Origin of the sequence: Tropicimonas marinistellae, from assembly GCF_001509585.1 — a bacterium.
In the GTDB taxonomy this organism is placed as follows: domain Bacteria; phylum Pseudomonadota; class Alphaproteobacteria; order Rhodobacterales; family Rhodobacteraceae; genus Tropicimonas; species Tropicimonas marinistellae.
Window position 1 is genome coordinate 194,789 of record NZ_LNCI01000001.1, and the last position, 18,208, is coordinate 212,996.

Genomic DNA, 18,208 nt, shown 5'->3' on the forward strand with positions numbered 1-18,208 from the left:
CAGGCTTGCACGGGGGCCGGGGAGCGTAAAGGGGCAATTGCCAGCCGCTCAGAGCCTTGCGCTGCGCAGCCGTGAGAGCCGTATGAACAGCCGTTCAACCAACGCCATCTGGGGGGCGGTCTGCCCGGCGGACCTCAGCGCGAGATCGGTGTCCACAAGCTGCGGCAAGGCGCGTTCAAGGCGCATCAAACCCCAGTCTTGCGCCTGCCGGATCATTCGGTCGCGGCGTGGGCCGAACACCGGCGGTCGCTGTCGCGCGAGGCCGGCGGCCGGTCCTTTCGGGTCTGCGGCAGCGGCATGCAGGGCGCGGAAATGCCGTGTCGCGGCGATGATCAGTCCAACTGGAGTTTCGCCCTGGCCGCCGAGTTTCTGCATCAGCGGTCCGACCCGCGCCGCCTGGCCCTCGGCGACTGCATGCAGCAGGTCATCGGTCGCCGCCTCAATGGTTACAGGAGCCAAATCCGCGATTTCGGTGCTCGTCAGGGGTTCCGGATCGGCGATCTTATAGAGCGAGATCTTCTCCAGCGTTTGACGAAAGTCCCCGGGGTCCAGCGCGCGCGCGAGCGCATCCAGATCCTCCATCGCCTCAGGCAAAACCTGCGCGAGTCCAGCGCGCCTGAGTTCTGTCTCGATTTCTGCCCGGCTGGGCGGGTCGTCGTAGATCGCGGCAGAGAGCGCATTTCCGGCGCTCTCGAAGAGCTTGCGAAGCTTGGAGCGGGCGGGCAGGGGGCCTGCAGTTGCGACGATCATCGCGTCGCCCGCCTGCCAATCTTCCAGGGCTGCTTGCAATGCCGGCGTCGTGCCGTCGCCGGCGTCTTCTACGAGCACAGCGCGGGGGCCGGGGAAAAACCCGACAGCTTTCACCGCGTCGAGCAAAGCGGCGGGATCGCGCCGCAAGTCGGTCGCGGCAATTCGGCTGAGGCGCATTTCCTCCTCGCCGGTCGGACCCACAAGCGCAGCGATCATGTCTTGCCGCTTCAGGGCCACGCGCATCGCATCCGCCCCGTAGATGAGAACGCCTGCCCGGGCCGGATCAGGCCGCGCGAAGAAAGCACTGGCATCGCGCGTGGACAGTTTCACGGCAGCCACCCATCGGCGCTGGCCAACAACCGAGCGACCAGTTGATCCGCGAGTACGACCATCAGGCGCTGCTCGGCATCGGTCTGGGAGGCACGCGTGGCGACAGTCGTGCCGATCGCCGAATAGGAGGTGAAGCTGTTGACCTGCCCAGAGGTCAACACCCTGCCGGTCGCCCGGTCGGTGATGCGATAGCGGATCGTGCCCGTCAACTGGTAGCGGAGCGTCTCCTGGTCCGGCGTAACGGCCAGCCCCTCGCTGTCGGTGTCGATCTCGTAGGCCAGCGCAAATGGCGCAGCGTCGGTTGCGCGGCCAAGACGGTCTTCGAAATGCGCCACGAAGGTGTAGCCGTCCCGGTTGCCGGGGGCGTCGGCCAGTATCTGGCCGTGAAGACGGTCGCCGGCGCCGCCGGGCGCATAGACAGGCGTGAACCCGCAGCCCGACAGGCAGGCTGCCGCCGCGAGTGCGGCGAGGACTTTCCGGCGGTCAGACCACGACATTCACGATTCGTCCGGGCACGACGATCAGCTTTCTGGGTACTCCGCCATCGAGCGCTTTCACAACCGCCGGATGTTCCAGTACCAGAGACTCCACCACGGTCTTGTCGGCGTCCTTGGCGACCTCCAGCTCGCCGCGCCGCTTGCCGTTGATCTGGATCGGCATCGTGATCGAATCGTCGACAAGCAGCGCTGGATCGGCCTTGGGCCAAGCGGCTTGCGCGACCAGCCCTTCGCCGTCGAGCATCGACCAGACCTCTTCCGCCAGATGCGGCGTCATCGGCGACATGAGCTGTGCCATGGTCCGCAGGGCCGTCGCCTTCGCGCTGGCGCTGGCCTTTGATTTCGCGATGGTGTTGGTGAAGCCGTAGAGCTTGGCGATGGAGGTGTTGAAGGCGAATCCCTCGATTCCCTCCGTCACGTCGGCGATGGCGCGGTGGGTGGCCTTCTCCAGGGCCCGGTCCTCCTCGGAGGCGCCCTGCGGGGCCACCTCGTCGGCCCGCTGGCGGACCTCGTCCGCCAGACGCCAGACCCGACCGAGATGCTTGAATGCGGCCTCGGCACCGGCGGCGGTCCATTCGACATCGCGCTCCGGCGGGCTGTCCGACATCACGAACCAGCGGGCCGTATCCGCGCCGTATTGCGTCACGATGGAAACCGGGTCCACCACGTTCTTCTTGGATTTCGACATCTTGGCGGAGGGGACCACCTCGACCAGTTCGCCGGTCGTCTTGAGTGTGACGCCCTCCTCGCTTCGCACGACGTCTTCTGGCAGGTGGTAGACCGGGCGGTCGTTCTCGTCGCGGGTCAGGTAAATCTCGTGTGTCACCATGCCTTGGGTGAAGAGCGCGTTGAATGGCTCCTTGCATTTCTCCGGCAGGTGCCCGGTCAGGTGCATGGCGCGGGCATAGAAGCGCGAGTAGAGCAGGTGCAGGATCGCGTGTTCGATGCCGCCGATATACTGGTCGACGTTCATCCAATACGCGGCATCCGCCGCCACCGTCGGTGTCTCCGCGTGGGGGGCGGTGAAACGGGCGAAATACCAAGAGGAATCCACGAACGTGTCCATCGTGTCGGTTTCGCGTTTTGCAGGCTCGCCGCAGGAGGGGCAGGGCACGTCGCGCCAGGACGGATGACGGTCCAGCGGGTTGCCGGGGACCGAGAAGTCGATCGGTTCGCCTTCCTCGTCGTATGGCAGTTCAACGGGCAGGTTCTCCCGCTTCTCCGGCACGACGCCGCAAGCCTCGCAATGCACCACCGGGATCGGGCAGCCCCAGTAGCGCTGACGGGACAATCCCCAGTCGCGCAGGCGGAACTTGGTGACGCCCTCGCCCAAGCCCCTCTCCTCAAAAAGGTCGATGGCAGTGGCGACGCCCTCGTCACCGGTCTGCACCTCGGCGCCGGCGAATCCCCTGACGTAGGCGACACTCTCGGATTTCGCGGGCACATAGGCCTCGCCGCCGTCCTCGGGTGCGATAAAACCGTCCTCGGGCGCAATCGGCGCGTAGGTCGAGATGACGGGAAGGTCGTACTTGCGGGCGAATTCCAGGTCGCGCGCGTCGTGAGCCGGGCAGCCAAAGATCGCGCCGGTACCATAGTCCATCAGGATGAAATTGGCGATGTAGACGGGCAGGTCCCACTCTGCGTCGAGCGGGTGGCGGACCCTGAGGCCGGTGTCGAAGCCGCGTTTCTCGGCTTTTTCAAGTTCCTCCTCCGAGGTGCCCGTGCGGCGGCATTCGGCGCAGAACTCGGCGATCTCCGCGTTCCCCTCCTCCAGCGCCTTGGCCAGCGGGTGGTCGGGCGAGATGCCGATGAAGCTTGCGCCCATCAGCGTATCTGGCCGGGTCGTGTAGACCTCGATCTTCTCGAATCCCTCCGGCGCGTCCAACGTCTCGAAGGCAAACTGAAGGCCGCGGCTCTTGCCGATCCAGTTGGCTTGCATCAAGCGCACCTTTTCCGGCCAGTCGGTCAGACCGTCCAGCGCCTCCAGCAGCTCTTCGGAGAAATCCGAGATCTTGAAGAACCACTGCGTCAGTTCCTTGCGCTCCACCAGCGCGCCGGAGCGCCAGCCGCGCCCGTTCTCGACCTGCTCGTTGGCCAGCACCGTCATGTCGACCGGGTCCCAGTTGACCACGGCGCTCTTGCGGTAGATCAGCCCCGCGTCGAGCATGTCGATGAACATGCGCTGCTGCTGGGCGTAGTACTCAGGATCGCAGGTCGCGAACTCGCGGGACCAGTCGATGGACAGGCCAAGGGGCTTCATCTGGTCCCGCATGTCGGCGATGTTGGAATAGGTCCAGTCCTTGGGATGCCCGCCCGAGGCCATTGCCGCGTTCTCTGCCGGCATTCCGAAAGCGTCCCAGCCCATTGGGTGCAAGACGCTGAAACCGCAGGAGGATTTGTAACGCGCGATGACGTCGCCCATGGTGTAGTTACGCACATGGCCGATATGGATGCGCCCCGACGGATAGGGGAACATCTCAAGCACGTAATACTTCGGCTTGTCCGGATCGCGGACGGCCGAGAAGCATTCGGCTGCCTCCCAGGCGGCCTGCCACTTGGGTTCGATCTCGGATGGGATAAGGCGGGACATCGCGCTACCTCGGCTCACGTGCGTTCATGCGTTGCGCGGCTTGATAAGCGCGCCGCCCGTCAGCGTCCAGAGCGGGATTGCCCGCAGCCTAGAGCGCCGAATGCTTGATCCGGAGTTGGCGGGCGCGGGAGAGGATGGCATCCTCGATCGCGCGCACCGTGTCCGGGTCGGCCGGTCCGGCGCGAGACGCCAGCGCCACTTTCAGCGAGCGGGCGTCGAGCGCAGGGTCGGTCACGTAAACGGTGGCGCGGTAGGCGGTGCGCCCACCGGGCGGCGTGCCGTAGCCCATGACGATGATACCCGAGAACGGGTCGACACGTTCCACTGGCATGAAGTTCAGCACGTCCAGCGAGGCGTTCCAGATATAGCGGTTGACCTCGAGCGTCGTGTTGGGGTCGTCGATATTGCTGAACAGGTCCCAGATCGTGTCCCGCTCCCGGCCATAGTCGTCAAGTGCGGGGTTGAACTCATCGGGCACGTTCGCAGGGTTGGTATCGGTAATCGGATTGCTGCTGCAGGCGGCCATGAGGAATGCCAGGCCAAGTGCGGCGCTGGTCCGCCTCACATGCTGAATGGTCATGCCGTTTCTGCCCTCATCCATCATTTTCGCAAGGTCTATCCGAGCGCTCACTGCCCCACAAGTCCTTAGGAGTTCGGCAGGGTTCCGCCACTGTGGCAAAGCTGCACCAAAAAACGCGGCCGGATTAAGCAATTCCAACGCTGGCTTGCAAAAGAGCGACCGTAGAGCGAGACAGTTGCGCATACCCAATTCGGATTCCCGGGTTGTGGTGGAATCTTGAAATACACGAGGGAAAACGATGAAAAAGGTTCTTCTCGCTTCGACCGCCCTGGTCGCCTTTGCAGGCGCCGCGGCTGCTGAAGTCTCTCTCTCCGGCTCGGCTGAAATGGGTGTTGTTGGCGGCAAAGGCCAAGATGCTCAATTCTTCCAGGACGTTGATGTCAGCTTCGCTATGTCGGGTGAAACCGACGGCGGCCTGACCTTCGGCACCAAAGTCGATCTGGACGAGGCCGGGAAGCTGGGCGACAGCTTCTCCAACCAGGGCGTGGCGATCTACGTCTCCGGTGAGTTCGGCACGGTGACGCTGGGCGACACCGACTCGGCCTTCACCTGGGCCGTCGACTCGATCGATAGCTGGGGCAACCCCGGTTCGATCGACGATTCGGAAACCGCGCACTTCGGTCGCCAGGGCGACTTCCTGAAGGGCACCGCCTATGACGGTCAGGTTCTCCGCTACGACTACACCTTCGACGCCTTCGGCTTCGCGGTGTCGTTGGAGCAGGACGACAGCTCCGACTTCGAGCGCACGACGTTCGACGCTGATGGCAACGTTGATTCGGTCGAAGACGCTGGCGACTACCAGTGGGCCGTCGGTGCTTCCTGGTCGCCTGAACTCGGCGGCGGCACCCTTGACCTCGGCATCGGTTACGAATACGCGCCGAACGGCGCCATCGGGTTCGACCTGACCGACGCTGCAGCTCTCGACCTGTTCGAGTCCCTTGCGGCAGCCGACTTCACCGACGATGAGATTGCGGCACTCGAGACGTTCTTCGGCATCGACTACGACGCCGTCGACAACTCGTCGTTCCTCGTCAACCTCGGCGAAGACGTGTCCTCCTGGGGTCTGTCGGCTGGCTACAGCACCGACAACGGCCTGAGCATCGGTGGCGTCTACGCTGACTTCTCGGGTGACGACCTCGACTCCGGTTCCTACTGGGGCCTCGGCGCTGGTTACGCGTTCGAAGAGTTCTCGTTCCACGTGAACTACGGTGAGCATTCCTTCGAAGGCGACGGTGGCGGCGCGTTCGACTCGACCGGTTACGGTGTTGCCGCTGGCTACGACCTCGGCGGTGGCCTCAGCGTTCTTGCCGCCTACGGCAACTCCGACGTCGACATCAAGATCTTCGACGAGAAAGCCAAGACGGACTTCGACACCTACTCGCTGGGTCTGAGCATGTCCTTCTGATCTCCGGATCGGAAAGTTCTTTGGAAAGAGCGGGCATTCGCCCGCTCTTTTCTTTTGCGGGAGAACGATGGTAGCAGAACGGGTGAGCAAACACCGGTGCCGACGTGCTTCCACTGAACCCATCGAAGATCCAGTCAGACTTCCGCCGCGCCATGACGTTGTTGAAGGCCGGCAAGCGCGACGACGCTCAGGCGATGCTGCAGTCGTTGCACAACAGCGGCGCAGTGCTTCCGGAGATCGAGTTTCAGCTCGGCCGAATGGCACTTGCAGCAGGTCGTACGGACGTGGGTATCGCGCATCTGGAAACGGCCGACGCCCGCCGGCCTGACGAGCCGACGATCCTCGAAGCGCTCGCGGGCGCATATGCGGCGGCGGGACTGAACGAGAAAGCCCTGGCAACCTATGACCGCTGGAGTGCGGTGCAACCGAAATCCGCCAACCCATTGATCGACAAGGCGTTGCTGCTGCAACGTCAGGGCGCAATGGAGGAGGCTGAGACCGTCTTGAAACGGGCAATGAAGCGCGATCCTCGGCGCGGCGAGATTTATCGGATGCTGGCCGTGAGCCGCAAGCTCAAGCCCGGCGATCCGCTGATCCGTACCATGAAGAAGGCCGAATCCGACAAGCACCAGTCGCCCGAGGCCCGCGTGCAGCTTCAATTCGCATTGGCGAAGGCGATGGAAGACACGGGAAAAACCGATCACGTCTTCCGCTACCTCAAGCCTGCAAATCGCGCCATGAAATCCGCGTATCGCTTCGATATTCGCAGCCGAAAGGCGGAGGTCGACGGCTTGATCCGCGCATTCTCAGGGGAGGACTTCACGCCCATCTCCGCGGCTGGAAACGGTTTTGCACCGATCTTCGTTACCGGTTTGCCCCGCTCCGGGACCACACTCGTGGAGCAGATCCTCAACGCGCATTCACAAGTGAGTGCTGCTGGTGAGCAGCCCCACGCGCTGCGCCTTGCCTATGATATTCTCGGTGGCCCGCGTTCCGGCTTCTCCAAGGCAAGGTCTCTCGATGAGGAAGACTACCGGCGTTTCGCGTCTGATTATGAAGACGCGATGCGCGCCGCGATACCGTTTGACCGGATCGTGACCGACAAGGCGATCCAGACCCATCTGATTATCGGATTCCTGAAGCGGGCGCTGCCCGATTCCAAGGTTATCGTCGTGCGCCGCGACCCGCGTGACCTGCTGTATTCGATTTACAAGAACATGTTCGCGCCTGGCACGCACCGATACGCATACGACCTTGAGGACCTGGCCGGCTACTATGCGTCTTTCGTGCAGATACTGGATTTCTGGCGGCGGACGCTTCCGGACGGTTTCCATGAGTTGCACTACGAGGAGCTTGTGGCACACCCCGAAGAACAAACACGCGCATTGGTGGCCGCGGCCGGCCTCGAGTGGGAAGATGGCTGTCTCGATTTCCATGCTGCAAAAGGAGAGGTGAAGACTCTCTCGGTCAGCCAGGTGCGCCAACCCATTTACAGGTCTTCTGCTCGGGCTTGGGAGAAATACGCCGCCGACCTTGCTCCGCTTACCGCGGCGCTGGAGCGGGAAGGAGTGCTGTGATGGGGCTGGACGACATTCGAGGCCGGATTGCCAAGGCGGAGGCCGATGCGGGCAGGGCTACCGGAAGCACCACGCTCATTGCGGTCTCCAAGGTGCAGCCGCTGGAGAGGGTCGAAGCGGTGCTGGACGCCGGGCACCGGGTTTTCGGCGAGAACAGAGTGCAGGAAGCGCAGGGCAAATGGCCGGCATTCAGGGAACGCTTCGGCGGGCTGGAGCTGCATTTGATCGGTCCATTGCAGACCAACAAGGCGCGCGTTGCGATCGACCTGTTCGACGTCATCCACACGCTGGACCGTCCGAAGCTGGCCAATACGCTCGCCCGCCTGGCGCAGGAGACCGGCCACTGCCCACCGCTCTTCATTCAGGTGAACACAGGTGAGGAACCGCAGAAGGCGGGCATTCTGCCACGTGATGCTGACGCCTTCATTGCCGAGGCACGCGCCTTGGATCTGCCGGTTGAGGGCCTGATGTGCATTCCCCCGGTGGAGGAGGAACCGAGCCTGCATTTCGCGCTGCTTGCCAAGATCGCGGAGCGCAATGGCCTAGACGGTTTGTCGATGGGAATGAGCAGTGACTTCGAGCGAGCGATAGCGCAAGGCGCAACCCACATCCGTGTCGGCTCCGCCATATTCGGACCGCGCGATTACGGGTGATGGCGGGCTGTCGTATCACGCCTCCGGCGGGGATATTTTCAGACAGAAGAAGGGGCGGGCACGAAGAGCCGCGTTCCGGGGGCAATCCGTGCGGCGGCCCACAGCAGGTGGTCGCGGCGGAGCGCGATACAGCCCTCGGTCGGGTGGCACTTTTTGCGCCAGATGTGCAAGAAGATCGCCGAGCCGCGCCCGAGCGTGGCAATTGGCGAGTTCCAGTCTGTCACAAGAACGATGTCGTAAAGCGGGTCGGGTCGCCGCAGCGATTCATGCCCGAAACGGTGCGGCGCGCGAATTGGGCGGTTGTACTCCGGATCGGAGGGGTCGTCGGACCACAGGTCGCCCGGCCTGATCGGAGTAGCCCAGGGGGCGGGACGCGCGAGCCTGTCCGGACGGTACAGCGTATGAACGATGTGGTGGATGCCGCACGGGGTGGCACCGTCGCCTTCCCGTTTTGCTGTGCTGAGGCCTCCGCGCCCGACGGCAACGGGAAAATACCGGCCCTTGAAACGCAATCCGCGCGGCGTGAGGACGAGATCTTCAGGGGTCACAGGAGATGTCCGGATTTCGCCGCCTTTGTCGCGAGATACGTGGCGTTCTCCTTGGTGTGACCGACCTTGAGCGGGACCCGTTCGATCACTTCTACACCCTGCGCTCGCATCATGTCGATTTTTGCCGGGTTGTTGGTCATCAGGCGGACACTGGAAAAACCCATCTCGCGCAAAAGCGCCGCGCCAATGCGAAAGTCTCGCTCGTCGTCTTCGAAGCCGAGCCGATGATTGGCTTCGACCGTATCGAAACCTTGATCCTGAAGACTGTACGCGCGCATCTTGTTGGCAAGACCGATACCGCGACCTTCCTGATTGAGATAGAGCAGAATACCCGCGCCTTCCTGCCCCATGGCGGCGAGCGCGGCGCGTAATTGCGGGCCACAGTCGCACTTGAGCGATCCGAGCAAGTCACCTGTGAAACAGGCGGAGTGCAGGCGCGCGAGCACTGGCTGGTCGCGGTCCGGTTGACCAACCTCGACGGCGTAGTGCTCTTCTCCCCCGTCGTTGGGGCGGAATATGTGCAACCGGCCAGCGCGCGCGAGTTCCATTGGAAGCCGGGCCGAGACGACCTCCGCGTATGTCGCGGCGTTACGTGGTACGTCATCGGTTGCGAGGTCGAGGGTCGTCAGGTCGAGCGCGGTCGCGTCTTCCGAGCTCCTCAATGGACGTAGCAGGATGGCTGGCAGTAGGCGTGCCTCCTTGGCCAATGCAATGGCCGAACGATGCAAGTTGGCCGATCCGTCGCGTTCCGTTCGGAACGGGCCCTTCATCGGGTCGGAAAGGTCGTCGGCAGGGTCGGCAACGGATTGGGCCCAACTCAGGGTAGCGCCCGGCGCAAGAACGATCCGGGCGAGGTCGCCGTCGTAAGGTCTTGCTTTCAGGGTCTCCGCACGACGCGCCGTGATGGCAAGCACGGCGTCTGCGCCTGTGGTGAGTTCTTCAAAGCGGATCGGAGTCAAGGTTTCGACAGCGGCGACGAGTGCGGAGGTGCCATCCGCGGTCAGGCACACGGGCAAGCCCATCCGTAAATCCGCGCGTGCGCGTGCGCGGCGTTCGGCGGGAGAGGGGGATAGGCTCATGTTCGCTCGCTTGGTTCGAGCCGGAGCGTTAGCATGTAACACATCGGCCCGGAAGCTGAAACATTCGCTTTCAATCCCACACAACGGCGTGAGAATCCTGCAGCAATTCTTGCCGCAGCCGATGTTGCTGCGCATTTGCGGAAAAAGAAACGGAGGATTTCCGCATGGGAACGCTGAAGAAAATCCTGTTGGTCGACGATGAGGAAGACCTGCGCGAGGCGTTGAGCGAACAACTCGTGATGACGGAGGATTTCGATGTTTTCGAGGCTGCGAATGGCCACGAAGCGATGGAGAAGGTCAAGGCCGGGTTGTTTGACCTCGTGATACTCGATGTGGGGCTGCCGGACACCGATGGGCGCGAACTCTGCCGGTTGATGCGCAAGCAGGGGGTCAAGTGCCCGGTGTTGATGCTTACCGGACACGACAGCGACGCTGACACCATCCTTGGGCTCGATGCCGGGGCAAATGACTACGTTACCAAACCGTTCAAGTTCCCGGTTCTGCTTGCCAGGATCCGCGCACAACTCCGCCAGCACGAGCAATCTGAGGACGCAGTGTTCCAGCTCGGCCCGTACACGTTCAAGCCGGCGATGAAGATGTTGATCGACGAAAACGACCGCAAGGTTCGGCTGACTGAGAAAGAGACGAATATTCTCAAGTTCCTCTACCGGGCCACTGAAGGCGTGGTGGCGCGCGATGTGCTGCTACATGAAGTCTGGGGATACAACGCCGGCGTGACGACCCATACGTTGGAGACGCACATCTATCGCCTGCGGCAGAAGATCGAACCAGATCCTTCCAATGCGCGGCTGCTGGTCACGGAATCGGGTGGCTATCGTCTTGTCGCATGAGAGATACGTTCTGATTTCCACTCGCAGGATTCTCTTAACCCTTCTTCGTTAGGGTTTATTCATCGCGCCGGGGATCGGCGTGGTAACCTCCCTGTTGGACTGGCCCGGGCAAAGAGCCCGGGCTTTTTTTCATTCACACATGGCGAGTGTAGGTCGCGGAGACGCGTATTTGGTCTGGACGTGCGTGACGTCGCAAACGGCGTTTTTCAATCAAGCTTCCAGTCACTTGAGTGCCGAACGCGCAAGCGTTCTGGAGCCTTCGGTACTCGGGGCTTGGACGGCGGAGCGAGACCTGCAGCGAGTGGGCCGAGTGGTGCTGCGCGAGCAACATTCGTCAAGCTTTTTTGGAAAGCGTGACCTTCTGCAGGGGCGCTCGTAGATTAAAAGATGAATAGAAAATACATAATATAAAAAATTAGCTATCATTTAGAGTAAATTAACGTCGCAAATTGGCTTGAAGCGAGATATATTTTTCCGTTTTTGTCAATTACATTCAAATATTCATAATTTGTTGTAGATCAAGGACAATTTCCGCCACCCGTGTATCCGTGGAAGCGCAGTAGAGCCTGCTGGCATCCAGGACAGGGAGGGATATGCTCATGAGATCCGGATTAACCACAGCAATTGTCGGCCTCGGACTTGTCCTGTCCGGTCTCGGACCGGTCTCTGCGCAGCAGTCCCAATCCATTCCGGAGGAAACGTCCAACACGACGGTGGATCACTCCAAGCTGGAAGTCCTCCAAAAGCAGTTCGCGAGTGGTCCAGAGGTCACGGAAGCGTGCCTGAGCTGTCACACGGAAGCCGCTGATCAGGTCAAGCAGTCAATCCACTGGAGTTGGGACTACACGCATCCCGACACCGGACAGGATCTCGGCAAGAACAACGTCATCAATTCGTATTGCGTTGGGGTCGCCGGAAACGAACCTCGCTGCACCTCCTGCCATGTCGGATATGGCTGGAAGGACATGAATACGCCTCCGCCGGAAGAGACGAGCGCCGTGGACTGCCTGGTCTGCCACGACAAGTCAGACACGTACTTCAAGATCCCCGCCGGAGCTGGCCAGCCTTTTGGAGCCGAGGTCAAGGAAGGCGCTGTCACAAATACCGGAAAACCAGCAAAACCTGTTGACTTGAAACTGGTCGCGCAAAGCGTCGGCCTGCCCGATCGCGACAATTGCGGAAACTGCCACTTCTACGGAGGCGGCGGCGACAATGTGAAACACGGTGACCTCTCATCGGTCCTGCATCACCCGACCGAAGCAATCGACGTGCACATGGCCGAGGATGGGCTCAACTTCGATTGCCAGGAATGCCACGTGAGCGACCGCCATATCTGGCACGGTTCACGTTACAATGTGACCGCCAAGGACACCGAAGGTGCCGGACTCCCGGGGCAGCGGCGAGATGTGGCCACATGCGAAAGCTGCCACGGCACTGAGCCACATGACGCCTTTTCGCTCATTGGCTTCAAGCTCAATTCCCACCGCGACAAGATCGCCTGCCAGACTTGCCACATCCCTGAGTACGCCAAGGGAGGCGTTCCAACAAAGACGCTCTGGGACTGGTCCACGGCAGGCAAGATGGGTGACGACGGCAAGCCGATGAAGGTTGCCAAGTATGAGTCTGGCGCCGGGAAGAAAAAGCCCACCTACGTGACGATGAAGGGCGATTTCGAATGGGGCGAGGATTTGCAGCCGGAGTATTTCTGGTTCGATGGCCAAGTCGAATACGCAAACGCCGATCATGAGATCGATCCGTCAGGGATCGTCGAGGTCAACACCATCTCCGGCAGCCAGGATGATGAGAAGAGCCGGATCTGGCCATTCAAGGTCATGCGCGGCAAGCAGCCCTATGACACCGAGCGAAATCGCCTGCTCTATCCGCACCTTTTCGGCCCAGGTTCGGAAACGGCGTACTGGGGCAAATGGGATTGGGACAAGTCGTTCGAAGCAGGCGCGAAAGCGTCCGGCACGGAGTATTCCGGGAGCTATGACTTCGTCTCGACAGAGATGTACTGGCCCGTGACGCACATGGTTGCTCCGGCCGAGGATCACGTCGCATGTGAGGAGTGCCACAGGCAAGATGGCCGGCTGGCGAATATCGCTGGTATCCACATCCCGGGCGCTAACCCAATGGGGCCCGGCGGCAAACTGGGTGCGCTGATCCTCGCGCTAACGCTGTTGGGAATCGTCGGTCATGCGATCATGCGCTTCGTCGGCCGCAAGAACATGAAGGAGCACTGAGATGTCAGAGCGATTGGTCAAAATCTACCCGCCGTTCGAACGATTCTGGCATTGGACACAGGTGATCCTTGTGCTGGTCATGACGTTCACCGGCTTCCGACTCTACGGGCTCCACGAGTGGATTCCGTACCAGCAAGCCGTGGTCGTGCATACCTATGCCGCGCTTCTTCTGATGCTGCTATGGATCTTCGCGATCTTCTGGCACTTCACGACGGGCACCTGGAAGCACTATGTTCCGACGACCAATGGGCTTTGGCAGGTGATCCGTTTCTACGGTTTCGGAATATTCAAAGGGGATAAGCACCCTTACAGGAAGGCCTATTGGCGCAAGCACAATCCGTTGCAGGCGATGGCCTATCTGACGCTGAAGGCACTGATATTCCCGACGATCTGGATCACTGGTATCGCTTATCTGACCTACCGGCTTTGGGAGCCGGCGCAGAGTTCGGGTTTCTGGATCGAGATAGTTGGAAACCTGCATGTGCTCGCAGCCTTCGGAATCCTCTCGTTTGTGGTCATGCATCTCTACCTGATGACCACCGGGCATTCCGTTTGGGAGCACGTCCGGCCGATGTTCAGCGGCTATGACGAGATCGACTTAACGCCCGAGGAAGAAGCGTACCTCGAGACGGACGAACCGAGCCGGATCAAACCCGTCGTTTGACACCCGCGCATTCGATCTCCTCAAAAAGGCGGCGCAAAGCGTCGCCTTTCTTGTGGTGTTTCATTGTTTGGGTCTGCGGTAAAATATTGAAATATAACAATAAATAGTATAAACTATTGAGTCGCGGCCATGGGCTTTGAGGGTGCGATTCACTCGGGGCTTGAATAACATTCAAAAAATGGCATATGTTATCCGGCCGCCGTATGGAAAGGAGTTTCCAATGCCAAGATTCATGCTTCCAGTTCTGCTCGCCATTGCGTTGCCCTCTGCCGCGCTGGCGGAGACCGCCATGCAGGCAAGACAAGCCGAGGTCACAGAATGGAAGGCTGTTTTCGGGCGCATCGAGACCCGCGACAGCATCCCGGCCCGGTCGCGGCTCGGTGGAACACTGGTGGATCTGTCCGTCGAGGAAGGCTCGCGGGTCGAAAGGGGTCAGCACATCGCGACCGTTCAGGACGAGAAACTCGACTTGAAGCTCGGGGCGATCGATGCGCAGTTGCGTGCGCTGAAGGCACAGCTGGAAAATGCGAAGACCGAGTTGCAACGGGGTGAAAACCTCCTTTCACGGGGAGTGGCAACGGCACAGAATCTCGACTCCCTGCGAACCCAGGTGGACGTCATCTCCGGCCAGATCGATGCGGCGGAGGCGGATCGCAATGTGTTGCTTCAGCAGGAAGCCGAGGGCGCTGTGTTGGCGCCTTTGTCCGGAACGGTATTGAGTGTACCCGTAACGGCCGGCGCCGTGGTGCTGGCTGGCGAGACGATTGCCGAGATTGGCGGCGGTGGATTCTTCTTGCGGCTGGCGGTTCCGGAACGGCATGCAGCCTACCTCAAGGAGGGGGACGCGATCCGTATCGACGGAAGCGACCAGATGCGCGACGGTCGCCTTGCCAAGATCTATCCACAGATCGAAAGCGGGCGTGTAATTGCGGACGTCGAAGTCGAAGGTCTGAGCCAGGACTTCGTTGACGCCCGCGTTCTGGTGCGCCTGCCCATTGGATCCACTAAGGCCGTCGTCGTGCCACCGGACGCTGTGACATCTCGGATGGGACTGGATTTTGTTGCCGTCGAACGTGGCGATGGCTCTATAGCTCAGCGCACGGTCGTACTGGGTGAGCCCGTCGAACTGGACGGTGAACCGATGGTCGAAGTTCTATCCGGCCTGAAGGGCGGCGAAAAACTGGTTCAAGGTCATGAGTGAAAAACCTACCATCACCCGCCGCGGCATAGCTGGCGGTTTGACCAGCGCGTTCATTCAATCCGCGCTGACCCCATTGATCATTCTCGCCTCACTTGCAGTCGGTCTGATCGCCCTCGTCAGCCTGCCGCGTGAAGAAGAGCCACAGATTTCCGTGCCGCTCGTGGACATTCACATCCAGGCACCCGGCCTTATGGCAGAGGATGCGATGAAGCTCGTAACCGAACCGATGGAAACCATCGTGCAGGGCATCAACGGCGTGGAGCATGTGTATTCCCAGACGAGTGACGACTACGCGATGGTCACCGCGCGGTTTCTCGTTGGTACCTCGTCAGACGCGGCAATTCTCAGGGTACATGAGAAGGTCCGCGCCAATATGGACCGCATCCCGATGGGGATCGAAGACCCTCTCATCGTCGGGCGCGGTATTGACGACGTGGCCATTGTCTCGCTGACACTGACCCCAACAGATCCGACAGGCGATGTGACCGCGAACGACCTCACCCGGATCGCCCGCCAATTGCAGGTCGAGGTGGCCAAGATCGACAATGTGGGCCTGACGTATATCGTCGGCGAGGCGCCGGAAGCGATCCGAATTGCGCCGGACCCGGAGCGTCTGGCGCTCTATGGGGTGACGCTTCAGCAACTGGCTGGCAAGGTTCAGGGCGCGAACCGCGCATTTTCGACCGGATTGGTCCGCGACGGCGGCGAACAGATTGCCCTTGTCGCCGGCCAGACGCTAAAGGCGCCCGCAGATGTCGCGAACCTTCTTGTCACGACCCGCGATGACCGGCCGGTCTACGTACGCGACGTGGCGGACGTCTCATTCGTGCCGGACACATCGGATCGGATCGTTGCGAATGTCACGCGCGATACAGATGGCGCGATAACTCGGACACCGGCGGTGACGCTGGCGGTGGCAAAACGGGCCGGTGCCAACGCCGTGATCGTGGCCGAAGAGATCCTGCATCGTGTCGAAGAGCTGGAGCATGAACTGATCCCCGACAGCGTCGATATCGACGTGACGCGCGACTATGGAGAGACGGCGAACGAAAAGGCGAATGAGCTTTTGTTCCATCTGGGGCTTGCGACCATTTCCATCGTGGCGCTCGTGTTCTTCGCGATCGGCTGGCGTGAAGCGCTCGTTGTCGCGATCGTGATACCAGTGACTATCCTTCTCACGCTCTTCGCCGCGTGGATCATGGGCTACACGTTGAACCGCGTCTCGCTGTTCGCCCTGATTTTCTCCATCGGTATCCTGGTGGATGACGCCATCGTTGTGATCGAGAACATTGCACGCCACTGGGCTATGCCGGACAAGGCTGACCGGGTGACCAAGGCGATCCGCGCTGTTGCCGAGGTTGGCAATCCGACGATCGTTGCCACGCTGACGGTTGTCGCGGCGCTCCTACCGATGCTCTTCGTGTCCGGGCTCATGGGGCCATACATGAGCCCCATACCGGCAAATGCGTCGGCGGCGATGATCTTCTCCTTCTTCGTCGCGGTCATCGTGACACCCTGGCTTATGGTCAAGATAGCCGGCCGCGCGCCCTCCCATGACCCTTCCGGAGAGGCTCACCATGGTGGCGCTTTGGGGCGGATCTATGCCGCGGTTGCACGGCCGCTCTTGCGGACAAAGGCAGGCAGCCTGCTATTCCTGCTTGTGGCCGCCGCGGTATCATTCGGGTCACTCGGTCTGCTCTACACGAAGGACGTGACCGTCAAGCTCCTGCCATTCGACAACAAGTCGGAACTGTCTGTGGTGATCGACCTGCCAGAGGGGGCGTCGGTCGAGGACACCGATGCCGTTGCTCAGGACGTTGCGCAAAGCGTGCTGGAGTTGCCCGAGGTGATATCGGCGCAGACCCACGCAGGCGACGCAGCACCGTTCAACTTCAACGGATTGGTCCGGCACTACTACCTGCGGGCAAAACCGGAAATGGGGGACGTACAGATCAATCTCACCCCGAAGCACGATCGTGAGCGCACAAGCCACGACATCGCGCTGGAAATCCGGGAGCGTATCTCGCAGCTTGATGTTCCCGAAGGCACGAGTCTCAAAACGGTCGAACCGCCGCCGGGGCCGCCCGTTATCGCGACCTTGCTGGCCGAGGTCTACGGCCCGGACGGTGAAACACGTCGTGAGGCGGCTGCGAAGATCCGCGAGGCCTTCGAGAGTGTTCCCTTTGTCGTAGATGTCGACGACAGCTACGGCGTGCAGCCGCGGCGGCTTCGGGCGACAATTTCCGCCGACCAGCTCGAATTCTACGGTGTGCAGGAAAGCGACGTGTTCGACACCCTGGCGATCCTCAACGCCGGGCAGACCGTGGGTTACTCGCATCGGGGCGGTGGCCGCTACCCGATTCCGATAACTGTGGAGCGCGACAAAGCGGACCGTGTTGTGGACGAGCGGTTCCTCTCCACGCCCATTCCGGCAAATGCGCTGCCGGGCGCCCGTGGCGTGGTTGAGCTCGGCGATGTGGTGGAGATCACCGAGGAAAAGGCGTCCTTCCCGATCTTCCGCCACAATGGCAGATCGGCCGAGATGGTGATGGCCGAACTCGCCGGCGACTTCGAAGCGCCGCTCTACGGAATGCTCGCCGTGGCCGATGCGCTCGACGCGATGGAGTGGGAGGAGGGTACGAAGCCCGAGATCCGGCTGAACGGACAGCCCGAAGATGAGGCCGCTGTAACCTTGCTCTGGGACGGCGAGTGGGAGGTTACCTGGGTGACGTTTCGTGACATGGGTGCTGCCTTCGCAGTCGCGCTGCTCGGCATCTACATCTTGGTCGTCGCGCAGTTCGGTTCTTTCCTGTTACCGCTGGTGATCCTGACGCCGGTTCCTCTCACCTTTATCGGTATCATGGCCGGGCATTGGGCATTCAACGCACCCTTTTCAGCGCCGTCGATGATCGGTTTCATCGCGCTTGCAGGGATAATCGTGCGGAATTCGATCCTCCTGGTGGATTTCATCCGCCACGCGGACCCCTTGGCTGACAAGGTTGAGACGCTGATCGAAGCGGGGTCGATCCGCTTCAAGCCAATCCTGCTCACGGCTGTTGCCGCGATGATCGGTGCGGCCGTGATCCTGGCCGACCCCATTTTTCAGGGTCTGGCGCTGTCGCTGCTTTTCGGATTGCTAAGCTCGACCCTGCTGACCGTGCTCGTGATCCCGGCCATCTACCGAGTGTTCCGAACGTAACCGATTGTTGGCGCGGGGCACTCCCGCGCCGACAGCTCCCC

14 protein-coding genes are annotated in these 18,208 nt (G+C 61.3%); 8 read left to right on the plus strand and 6 right to left on the minus strand.

The genetic code is table 11. The features are described from left to right. Window positions 1-48 precede the first annotated feature (48 nt). The 4 genes from holA to ARC39_RS00890 form a co-directional block, all read right to left on the minus strand. Complete coding sequence (gene holA, locus ARC39_RS00875; RefSeq protein ID WP_068110014.1) at window positions 49-1,080, minus strand: DNA polymerase III subunit delta; 1,032 nt, start codon at window positions 1,078-1,080, stop codon at window positions 49-51. Next, complete coding sequence (lptE, locus tag ARC39_RS00880; RefSeq protein ID WP_068108639.1) at window positions 1,077-1,577, minus strand: LPS assembly lipoprotein LptE; 501 nt, start codon at window positions 1,575-1,577, stop codon at window positions 1,077-1,079. Before lptE ends, holA begins: the two co-directional genes overlap by 4 nt. Beyond that, window positions 1,564-4,167, minus strand: coding sequence for a leucine--tRNA ligase (leuS, locus tag ARC39_RS00885; protein ID WP_068108641.1), 2,604 nt, complete (start codon window positions 4,165-4,167; stop codon window positions 1,564-1,566). Before leuS ends, lptE begins: the two co-directional genes overlap by 14 nt. Window positions 4,168-4,255: 88 nt before the next feature. Then, a complete protein-coding gene (locus ARC39_RS00890; RefSeq protein ID WP_068110017.1) occupies window positions 4,256-4,747 on the minus strand; it encodes a DUF3576 domain-containing protein in 492 nt (163 codons plus the stop codon). Window positions 4,748-4,985: 238 nt separating this feature from the next. On the opposite strand from ARC39_RS00890, the gene ARC39_RS00895 reads away from it, so the two are divergent. The 3 genes from ARC39_RS00895 (at window position 4,986) to ARC39_RS00905 (ending at window position 8,382) form a co-directional block, all read left to right on the plus strand. Continuing rightward, window positions 4,986-6,152 carry a porin gene (locus tag ARC39_RS00895; protein ID WP_068108643.1) on the plus strand — a complete coding sequence of 389 codons (1,167 nt, stop codon included), beginning with the start codon at window positions 4,986-4,988 and terminating at the stop codon, window positions 6,150-6,152. Between the two features lie 104 nt (window positions 6,153-6,256). Further along, a complete protein-coding gene (locus tag ARC39_RS00900; RefSeq protein ID WP_149866264.1) occupies window positions 6,257-7,729 on the plus strand; it encodes a tetratricopeptide repeat-containing sulfotransferase family protein in 1,473 nt (490 codons plus the stop codon). Next, window positions 7,729-8,382, plus strand: coding sequence for a YggS family pyridoxal phosphate-dependent enzyme (locus ARC39_RS00905; protein ID WP_068108651.1), 654 nt, complete (start codon window positions 7,729-7,731; stop codon window positions 8,380-8,382). Before ARC39_RS00900 ends, ARC39_RS00905 begins: the two co-directional genes overlap by 1 nt. 38 nt (window positions 8,383-8,420) lie before the next feature. On the opposite strand, the gene ARC39_RS00910 is transcribed toward ARC39_RS00905, so the two are convergent. Beyond that, a complete protein-coding gene (locus tag ARC39_RS00910; RefSeq protein WP_068108654.1) occupies window positions 8,421-8,930 on the minus strand; it encodes a L,D-transpeptidase family protein in 510 nt (169 codons plus the stop codon). Beyond that, complete coding sequence (ribA, locus tag ARC39_RS00915) at window positions 8,927-10,009, minus strand: GTP cyclohydrolase II (RefSeq protein ID WP_068108657.1); 1,083 nt, start codon at window positions 10,007-10,009, stop codon at window positions 8,927-8,929. Before ribA ends, ARC39_RS00910 begins: the two co-directional genes overlap by 4 nt. Window positions 10,010-10,173: 164 nt before the next feature. On the opposite strand from ribA, the gene ARC39_RS00920 reads away from it, so the two are divergent. The 5 genes from ARC39_RS00920 to ARC39_RS00940 all read left to right on the plus strand — a co-directional run bounded on the left by ARC39_RS00920 (window position 10,174) and on the right by ARC39_RS00940 (window position 18,167). After that, window positions 10,174-10,860: a response regulator transcription factor gene (locus ARC39_RS00920; protein ID WP_068108658.1), complete on the plus strand. Its 687-nt coding sequence runs from the start codon at window positions 10,174-10,176 to the stop codon at window positions 10,858-10,860. Window positions 10,861-11,459: 599 nt separating this feature from the next. After that, a complete protein-coding gene (locus tag ARC39_RS00925) occupies window positions 11,460-13,103 on the plus strand; it encodes a tetrathionate reductase family octaheme c-type cytochrome (protein ID WP_078059040.1) in 1,644 nt (547 codons plus the stop codon). Between the two features lies 1 nt (window position 13,104). After that, window positions 13,105-13,767 (plus strand): cytochrome b/b6 domain-containing protein, encoded by a 663-nt coding sequence (locus tag ARC39_RS00930; RefSeq protein ID WP_068108665.1) that lies wholly within the window; start codon window positions 13,105-13,107, stop codon window positions 13,765-13,767. Between the two features lie 220 nt (window positions 13,768-13,987). Beyond that, entirely contained in the window at window positions 13,988-14,968 is a 981-nt protein-coding gene (locus ARC39_RS00935; RefSeq protein WP_068108668.1) for an efflux RND transporter periplasmic adaptor subunit, read from the plus strand. Further along, the gene (locus ARC39_RS00940) at window positions 14,961-18,167 is read left to right on the plus strand and encodes an efflux RND transporter permease subunit (RefSeq protein ID WP_068108671.1); all 3,207 of its coding nucleotides are present in this window, start codon (window positions 14,961-14,963) and stop codon (window positions 18,165-18,167) included. The genes ARC39_RS00935 and ARC39_RS00940 overlap by 8 nt, the downstream gene beginning before the upstream one ends. Window positions 18,168-18,208: the final 41 nt, after the last annotated feature.

Excerpts from the sequence above, each read along its gene's own strand:
- lptE (WP_068108639.1), bottom strand. The coding sequence starts at position 1,577 with ATGTCGTGGTCTGACCGCCGGAAAGTCCTCGCCGCACTCGCGGCGGCA.
- ARC39_RS00920 (WP_068108658.1), top strand. The coding sequence starts at position 10,174 with ATGGGAACGCTGAAGAAAATCCTGTTGGTCGACGATGAGGAAGACCTG.
- ARC39_RS00930 (WP_068108665.1), top strand. The coding sequence starts at position 13,105 with ATGTCAGAGCGATTGGTCAAAATCTACCCGCCGTTCGAACGATTCTGG.
- ARC39_RS00895 (WP_068108643.1), top strand. The coding sequence starts at position 4,986 with ATGAAAAAGGTTCTTCTCGCTTCGACCGCCCTGGTCGCCTTTGCAGGC.
- leuS (WP_068108641.1), bottom strand. The coding sequence starts at position 4,167 with ATGTCCCGCCTTATCCCATCCGAGATCGAACCCAAGTGGCAGGCCGCC.
- ARC39_RS00905 (WP_068108651.1), top strand. The coding sequence starts at position 7,729 with ATGGGGCTGGACGACATTCGAGGCCGGATTGCCAAGGCGGAGGCCGAT.
- ribA (WP_068108657.1), bottom strand. The coding sequence starts at position 10,009 with ATGAGCCTATCCCCCTCTCCCGCCGAACGCCGCGCACGCGCACGCGCG.
- ARC39_RS00890 (WP_068110017.1), bottom strand. The coding sequence starts at position 4,747 with ATGACCATTCAGCATGTGAGGCGGACCAGCGCCGCACTTGGCCTGGCA.
- ARC39_RS00935 (WP_068108668.1), top strand. The coding sequence starts at position 13,988 with ATGCCAAGATTCATGCTTCCAGTTCTGCTCGCCATTGCGTTGCCCTCT.
- ARC39_RS00940 (WP_068108671.1), top strand. The coding sequence starts at position 14,961 with ATGAGTGAAAAACCTACCATCACCCGCCGCGGCATAGCTGGCGGTTTG.
- ARC39_RS00925 (WP_078059040.1), top strand. The coding sequence starts at position 11,460 with ATGAGATCCGGATTAACCACAGCAATTGTCGGCCTCGGACTTGTCCTG.